The sequence below is a fragment of the Mesorhizobium sp. M1328 genome, from assembly GCF_040318075.1.
In the GTDB taxonomy this organism is placed as follows: domain Bacteria; phylum Pseudomonadota; class Alphaproteobacteria; order Rhizobiales; family Rhizobiaceae; genus Mesorhizobium.
The window spans coordinates 1-7411 of record NZ_JAMYLO010000057.1; the positions used below are offsets into that span (position 1 = coordinate 1).

Here is a 7411-nt window from a genome sequence, read left to right on the forward strand (position 1 = left end):
CCCCGCTGGCGAAGGAGAAAATGATCGCTGCCTGATCCCATCGGACAGGCAAAACGGACCACTCTCAGACGCCAACTGTCCGATCAAGTACAAACTTCTACACATTTTCCGACAGGTCCACGAACCCGGACGCATGGGATTGTCGGATTTCACCGACATGGCCGCCACCGGCGTGACGGTCGCAGGCCAGCCACTCGATCACCGGCTCTACCATTTCCGGCTAGCCTATTCCGGCTTCGAGCATGCGCATGTCGTGCTCGGCGGCGAGAGTTTCGTCGCTCTGGCGGAAGGTTTGCAGAACGCGCTGTGGTCGCTCGGCGGGGCTCCCCGCGAACATCGCAGCGACAGCCTCTCGGCGGCATTCCGCAACCTGGACAAGGACGCACGGGAGGACCTGACGCGCCGCTACGACGAACTGTGCGGCCACTACGGCATGACGCCTTCCCGCAACAATCGCAGCATCGCGCATGAGAACGGGTCTATCGAGGGGCCGCACGGCCATCTCAAGCGAGCGCTCAATGACGCGCTGCTGATGAGAGGATCGAGCGATTTCGACGACCTGGCAGCCTACCGTCGCTTTGTCGACGAGATCGTCAGCCGCGTGAATGCTCGCAACTCCAAGCGCATCGACATCGAGCGGGCCGAACTCCAGGAACTGCCCGTCCGGCGCACTTCCGACTACGAGGAGGTCACCGTGCGCGTCACATCATCGGGCGGCTTCACGCTGCGCAAGGTGTTCTACACCGTGCCCTCACGCCTGATCGGCCACCGCCTCAGAGTGCGGCTCTTCGATGATCGGCTGGATATCTTCATCGGCGGCACGCAACTCATGACACTGCCGCGGGGGCGCGCCTCTTCAACCGGCAAGCACGACCAGGTCGTCAATTATCGGCATGTCATCCATTCGCTGCGCCGCAAGCCGATGGCGCTGCTCAACCTTGTCTATCGTGACCAGCTCTTCCCTCGCGAGGCCTACCGGCGAACCTTCGACATGCTCATAGAGCGACTGCCTGAGCGGCAGGCCTGCCGCACCATGGTCGAGCTTCTCGCCATGGCGCATGAGCGCGGCTGCGAGAGCGAACTGGCAGATCAATTGACCGCCTCGCTACGGGCACGGCGATTGCCCGACATGGGGGTTTTGCGCGGACGGTTCGCTCCGGATCCCGCCCGGCTGCCGAGTGTTGTCGTGCGTCTTGCTCCGCTCAACGTCTATGAAGCCCTGCTTGGCGCCACCTGACAGGAGACGCGGCATGAAGACGAACCCCGCTGTCGATTCCGCCAGGTTGAGCTTGCTCCTCAACGAACTGCGCCTGCCGGCCATCAAGCTTATATGGCCGCAGTTTGCCGAACAGGCCGACAAGGAAGGGTGGCCGGCCGCTCGCTTCCTGGCTGCGATCACCGAACATGAACTGGCCGAGCGCGACCGGCGGCGTATCGAACGCCATCTCGCCGAGGCCCACCTCCTGCCGGGCAAGACCCTCGACACATTCGAGTTCGAAGCCGTTCCGATGATCTCCAAGGCCCAGGTGATGGCCATCACCGCCGGCGATAGTTGGCTCGAGAAGGGAGCGAACCTGCTCCTGTTCGGCCCGACCGATCCCACGTCACAGTGCCCACCTTGGTATGTCATTGAAAGACAAGGATTTGTTGATCCGGATTTGATGTTAGCGGGCGCTTGCGGCTGGCATTGGCGCGATCCCCTACATCTGGGTTCTCAAGAACTTCGCTGCGGAATAACCCAGGGTGCCCCTTTGCAATGTTGTTCTGCCGGCAGGATGCGGCTGCGGATCATGCGCACCGTCATCGGGCTGAGATTGAGGATGTCAGCCGCCTCGTTCAAGGTAACTTCGCCGCGCGCGGCCCGTTCCCCCTCCTGGTAGACCGCGATACTATGCTTGCTGCGGAAGCTGCATACGCGCGACTGCGTCCATCCGTTGAGACGCCCTGTCTTCTTGCCCAGGCGGTTCAACAGTGACGCAATAGCCTTGTCGGGCATCAGCCGAGCGAGATGACGGATCAGCGCCTCGGTCTCGGGCTCGACAATCCAGCGGTGTTGGCCCGTTCTATTCTTCTTCACGGCAAGCACCGTGTGGTCGCCGCCCTGCCAGTGTATCATCAATTGAAGCTGTTCGTTTTCGATACGCACGACGATCTCGCGCAGTACGGCACGAAGGATGCGCTTGCGGCTGGCTGCCATGGCGGCGGGATGGTGCCAAGCCGCCTCAAGATCAGCACCCATGCGCAACAGCCCCTGGCGTTCATCTTCAGATAGCGCCTCCAGCTGGTGTCGCCCCAAAGCCTGCAATTCCGCCTCGCGTTCTTGAACGATCACCAGCGCCGCATTCCACCGTCGTTCGAGTTCGCTGGCCACCAGACGGTTGTTGGGATCGACCCGCATCGTATTGGCGCCGCGCCAGCGCGGCCTCATAACGCGCTTGCTCAAGCGCCAACTCGAACTGTCGCCGCCTTTCGCCAACCTCCATCCGGCGGGCCTCGATCGCCTGGAGTGCGGCCTCAACACCGAGCGGCTGGAGCAGCCGAACGACTTCCGCGCCAACCGCAAGGTCGGCCCGCAGCGAGCCGAACGAGATGCACGGGTCAGTGCCGTGGTTCAGCTGTGCGCCGCGGCAGTGATAGCGGCCTGTGTTGCCGTTCTTGCCGCTATACGCGACATGGAGTTTGCGCCCGCAATGGCCACAACGCAGCAGACCGCCGAGTGGAAGTTCGCCTCGTCGCAATGCGCCGCGTGCCATCATCATGCCCTTGCCGTTGGCGTTGTCCGCGATCAGGCGCTGATTCCTTTCGTATTCCGCCCAACTGAGGTAACCCTCGTGATGGTCGACGAGCAAGACCTCCCATTCGCATTGCTCCTTGCGAAAGCCGCGCACGATGCGCTTGCGGCCGTTTTCAATCGTCACGCGACTGCCAGTCCGCCCGAAGACATAGGCGCCCGCATAGATCGGATTGGTCAGGATGTGATGCACCGTGTTGTAGACCGGCAGCTTCCACACGATAGCGCGGCCGACCTCTCGCGAGTGGCTGACGCAAGGCAGCACTATGCCATCACTGCGCAACGAGAGGTGGACCTGGCGGATGCTCTGCATCTCAGCGAAGCGGGAGAACACCAGGGCGATCGCTTCGCGCACGCGCAGATTGGCGTCCTTTTCGATCCGATCGCGGCCCGCCCTCACATAGCCGACCGCCACTGTCAGGAAGAGCTCGCCCCGGCGCGCCTTCTGCGCCGCGACGATCGACCGCTTGCTCCAGATGCCAAGGCGCACCATGCGAACGAAAGCCGCCAAGGGTTGTGCCGGAGCCACGGCGGCGCATCAAAATGCGCACCTTTGCTGACTGGAATGATCCGCTGCCCGAGCATGGAAATGGACCTGGTCGCTCATTGCGGGGAGGTCAACCGCGGCAGCTACGTTCACAGCGTGGTTCTAACCGATATCGCGAGCGGATGGACGGAGGCCGCGCTCATCGCGTTCCGAGAAGGTACCCTTGTGGTCGAGACACTCGACCGGATCCGTGCGGGCTTGCCCTTTGCCCTGAGAGCGCTGGATGTGGACAATGGCAGCGAGTTCGTCAACAACAGGCTGATCAAATATTGCCTTGGTCACGGCATCGAACTCACTCGCTCGCGGCCTTACCGTAAGAACGACCAAGCGTGGATAGAGCAGAAAAATGGCGCCGTTGTACGGAAGCTCTTGGGCTATCGGCGCTTTGAGGGCTTGGCGGCAGCCAGGGCGATCACGCGCCTCTACGGGGCATCCAGGCTGTTCGTGAACTTCTTCCAGCCCTCGTTCAAACTGGCTGCCAAGCAACGCGACGGTGCGAAGGTGGCCAAGCGCTATCATCCACCGCAGACTGCCTGCGAGCGTCTCCTGCAGGCGGAGGGTATCCCAAGGCCGCCAAGAGCAAGCTGCGCGAAATCGCCGCCGACCTCGGTCCGCTGAAGCTTCTGGAGGAGATGCGAGCTGTAAAGGCTTATCTGGCGGCATTGGCTGACGGCCAAACACCGCCACCGGCCATCGGAGCCGCCCAACCTGGCCGCGTTCGTAGCAAGTCTATCGAGCGCCTGGCATGAGGGCGAAATCCGTCCGACGTTCTCCACCGAGGCCAAACCGCATTACCTGCGAAGTCTACAAAAGGTCTCGACACAAACCCTTATTGCGAGTCCCTCGCCGGCGCTCAAACCAATGATCCCACCCACTCCTGCCGCGACAGCCGCGAAGATGCAGGAGAAGCCGAAGCCGGTCTACGCCGCCGAGCCTGGCCAAGCCCGCGTCCAGGCGCTCCGCATGGTGTGGCCGATCGTTTGGTGCCGATTGGAGGAATTCCCCAACATCAGCGCCACGCAGCTGTCGTATCGTACGAAACGATCCGGCGATGGGGCCGTAAATTCGGGGCGGCTTATGCAAAGCAGTTGCGCAGAAAGAAGCCGTCGCAAAAGGATATCTGGCATTTGGACGAGGTGGTGATGTCCATCGGCGGACAGAAACATTGGCTTTGGCGCGCGGTTGACCAGGACGGCTACGTTCTCGACGAGATCGTCCAGGCCCGCCGCGATATCAAGGCTGCCAAGCGATTGCTGGTCAGGCTGCTGAAGAAGCAAGGCCTGTCGCCGAAGCGCATCGTCAGCGACAAACTGCGCTCATACGGAGCGGCAAGGCGCGATGTAATGCCCGGCGTCGAACATCGATCACACAAGGGCCTGAACAATCGCGCGGAGAATTCTCACGTGCCGCTTCGAAAACGAGAGCGGATGATGCAGTGCTTCCGATCCGTCGGCGGCTTGCAACGTTTCATCTCGGTCTTTTCAGCAGTCCGAAATCTCTTCGTCCGCCGCTCCAGAAACGCTCAGCCCTCGCCACCCACATTCATCGGATCCGCGCAATAGCGCATTGGAAAGTCGTGACCGGCGCAACTGCGTAAGTTCATCGGCAAACGCCTTGTCGGGGATTAAGCGAACAACGTGACATCTCCCTTGACGATGTTCCTGATGGGGACCTGAGCCAACTCGCATCTCCTATTGGGGCAGAGCAATCTGTATCTTGACATCGGCCTTGGGGGCAAATGCCGCGGATTTCGTATACTGTAACACTGTCTTCCAATTCGGACGTGCACGTGATTAGCGGCACCCATCAATTGCATCTGTAACGGCACGGAAAACAGCGCGGAATCATGGCACGCGCACGCCCCTTCGCCCACCATCGCTTTAATCGGGCTATTCCAAACTGCCTCCTTAACAGCGTCGTTGCTATCACAGACCATCGCCTTGGCAATATTAGGTTATTGCATTCTTGCAAGAAATCACTTAGCGTGCGCATGCTTCTTCACCGACTCGACCGCGATGTCGGGCGTCAATGGATAATCACGGGGATTCCGCATGACCATAAGATTGCTTCATCAGACCGACTTGTTTCGTCCGTGTGCCGATCCGGATGATCACTGGGACCTTGCTTGCGTCTATGCTCTTGCCGCATCGGGCCAACTTGAGCTCGGCGGCGTACTGGTCGACTTCCCGCCAGATGATCCTCCAGGCCGCAGCCCGGATGTCACCGGCATTGCCCAGCTAAGCTACCTCACGGGGTTGCCAACCCGCATGGCTGTCGGCTCCTCCGTTCCCTACACGCATGACCGGGCGTCGCTTGCTGCCCTTCCCAGGCGAGACCGCGCCGGCGCGGAGTTCCTGCTCGACTATCTTCGCGACAGCGAAGGGCCGGCTTACATCAGCATTGTCGGTTCCTGCCGCGATCTCGCCGTTGCTGCCAAGCTTGATCCGGATCTTTTTCGCAACAAATGTGCCGGGATTTACCTCAACGCGGGCACGGGCCATCCCGATGTCGCGAAACAGGGAGGTACCGAGTACAATGTTATGCTCAATGCGGCCGCTTACGCCGCCACGTTCGATATCCCGTGCCCGATCTACTGGATGCCGTGCTTCGAGACGCTGAGGTCAGATTACTACCTCGATCCAAAGGTGGAGCGGTTCGGCACCTTTTTTCAGTTCAAGCAGGGCGACGTTCTTCCCAAGTTGTCGTCCGTACTGCAAAGCTATTTCACCTACTCACTCGAAGCGCGAACGGACGCGCGGTACTTACAGCCGCTGCTGGCACCGCGGAGCGATGTATCAAGCTACTTGACCTTCCGTGCGGATCGCGACATGTATTGCACCGCCGGCTTTTTCCACATGGTGTCCCAAGCGGTTGATAAGGCGGGCAAGATTATTGCAGGCTCCAACGCAGACGATGCGATTTTTGGCTTCCGCCCGGTCGAGATCAAGTGCGATCCGAATGGGGTGACGACGTGGACGAACGCCGGTGCGGAGTCAAATCGCTTCCTGTTTGAGGTGAAGGATCCCGATAGCTATGCTAGCGCCATGACTGCTGCCATGACCACGCTACTGACGAACATTCAGTAGTCGCAAGCCGAACCAGTGGCCGGTCGAGCAGCGCCTTGGTCAGCCTCGCATCGCCGGACACGCTGATCGTGTTTAGTCGCTGCAAGCCGACTTTGTCGACTCGCAGTCCGTTTCACATGCTGACGAGGTTCCTTTTGCAAAGGTTGCGGAGATCGCGTTCTCCGCAGAGGGCCATGGTGGTGTCGAGTTCGCGCCTGATGATGTAGAGTGCCTGCGTGACGACAGCCTTGCCGGCCGCACCAAGACCAAAATGGCCGGCCGATGAACGTGCCCTTTGCCCGAGACACAGAGATTTCAACACATCCTGGCCCGAGCGGATCCCGCCGTCGATATGAATCTCGATCTTGTCGCCGACAGCATCGACGATCCTGGGCAGCATGCTGATCGACGATGGTGCGCCGTCAAGCTGACGGCCGCCATGATTGGAGACGACGATGGCGTCGGCACCCGTGCGATCCGCCATGCGCGCGTCTTCTTCATCAAGGACGCCTTTGAGGATGAGGGGGCCACCCCACCGCTTCTTGACCCATTCGATGTCATCCCATGAGAGCGTCGGATCGAGCGTGTCTCCGGTCCACGCAGCCGGCGCCTCCAAGTCGTTCATGCCGCGCGCGTGGCCGACGATGTTTCCGAATGTCCTGCGTCGCGTGCCGAGCATCTTCATGCACCACATCGGACGTTGGGCCATCTGGATAAGATGATCCATTGTGAAGCGGGGAGGAGCGGACAGACCGTTGCAGATGTCCTTGTGACGCTGCCCCATGATCTGCAGATCGAGCGTCAGCACGAGCGCCGAACAGCCCGCAGCCTTTGCGCGGTCGATGAGGTTCAGCGCGAATTCTCGGTCGCGATTGATGTAGAGTTGAAACCAGAAGGGCTTGCGCGGGCGATGTCACGTTGTTCGCTTAATCCCCGACAAGGCGTTTGCCGATGAACTTACGCAGTTGCGCCGGTCACGACTTTCCAATGCGCTATTGCGCGGATCCG

Annotated in this window: 4 protein-coding genes and 4 pseudogenes; 6 read left to right on the plus strand and 2 right to left on the minus strand. The window is 60.6% G+C overall.

Features of this window, described 5'->3' with window-relative positions; all coding sequences use genetic code 11:
* Positions 1-103 precede the first annotated feature (103 nt).
* From NKH23_RS34060 to NKH23_RS34070, 3 genes and pseudogenes are all read left to right on the plus strand, one after another.
* A pseudogene (locus NKH23_RS34060) lies at positions 104-1237 on the plus strand (Mu transposase domain-containing protein); the annotation flags it as partial.
* A gap of 13 nt (positions 1238-1250) precedes the next feature.
* Positions 1251-1592, plus strand: a pseudogene (locus tag NKH23_RS34065) (ATP-binding protein); the annotation flags it as partial.
* A 416-nt stretch (positions 1593-2008) separates the two neighbouring features.
* Positions 2009-2272 (plus strand): hypothetical protein, encoded by a 264-nt coding sequence (locus tag NKH23_RS34070; RefSeq protein ID WP_353036723.1) that lies wholly within the window; start codon positions 2009-2011, stop codon positions 2270-2272.
* Here the strand turns inward: NKH23_RS34070 and NKH23_RS34075 are convergent.
* On the minus strand, positions 2265-3206 hold the full coding sequence (locus tag NKH23_RS34075) for a recombinase family protein (RefSeq protein WP_353036725.1): 942 nt from the start codon (positions 3204-3206) through the stop codon (positions 2265-2267). The genes NKH23_RS34070 and NKH23_RS34075 overlap by 8 nt on opposite strands.
* Positions 3207-3380: 174 nt before the next feature.
* Here NKH23_RS34075 and NKH23_RS34080 point away from each other — a divergent pair, with 174 nt between their 5' ends.
* From NKH23_RS34080 to NKH23_RS34090, 3 genes and pseudogenes are all read left to right on the plus strand, one after another.
* Positions 3381-3956, plus strand: a complete 576-nt coding sequence (locus NKH23_RS34080) for a DDE-type integrase/transposase/recombinase (RefSeq protein ID WP_353036727.1) — start codon at positions 3381-3383, stop codon at positions 3954-3956.
* Between the two features lie 407 nt (positions 3957-4363).
* Positions 4364-4935: pseudogene (locus tag NKH23_RS34085) on the plus strand (IS6 family transposase); the annotation flags it as partial.
* A 454-nt stretch (positions 4936-5389) separates the two neighbouring features.
* On the plus strand, positions 5390-6424 hold the full coding sequence (locus NKH23_RS34090; protein ID WP_353036729.1) for a hypothetical protein: 1035 nt from the start codon (positions 5390-5392) through the stop codon (positions 6422-6424).
* 112 nt (positions 6425-6536) lie between these two features.
* Here NKH23_RS34090 and NKH23_RS34095 read toward each other — a convergent pair.
* Positions 6537-7292: pseudogene (locus NKH23_RS34095) on the minus strand (alpha-hydroxy acid oxidase); the annotation flags it as partial.
* Positions 7293-7411: the final 119 nt, after the last annotated feature.

Coding starts and splice junctions, on each gene's coding strand:
- NKH23_RS34090 (WP_353036729.1), top strand. CDS start 5,390: ATGACCATAAGATTGCTTCATCAGACCGACTTGTTTCGTCCGTGTGCC.
- NKH23_RS34070 (WP_353036723.1), top strand. CDS start 2,009: ATGACGGATCAGCGCCTCGGTCTCGGGCTCGACAATCCAGCGGTGTTG.
- NKH23_RS34080 (WP_353036727.1), top strand. CDS start 3,381: ATGGACCTGGTCGCTCATTGCGGGGAGGTCAACCGCGGCAGCTACGTT.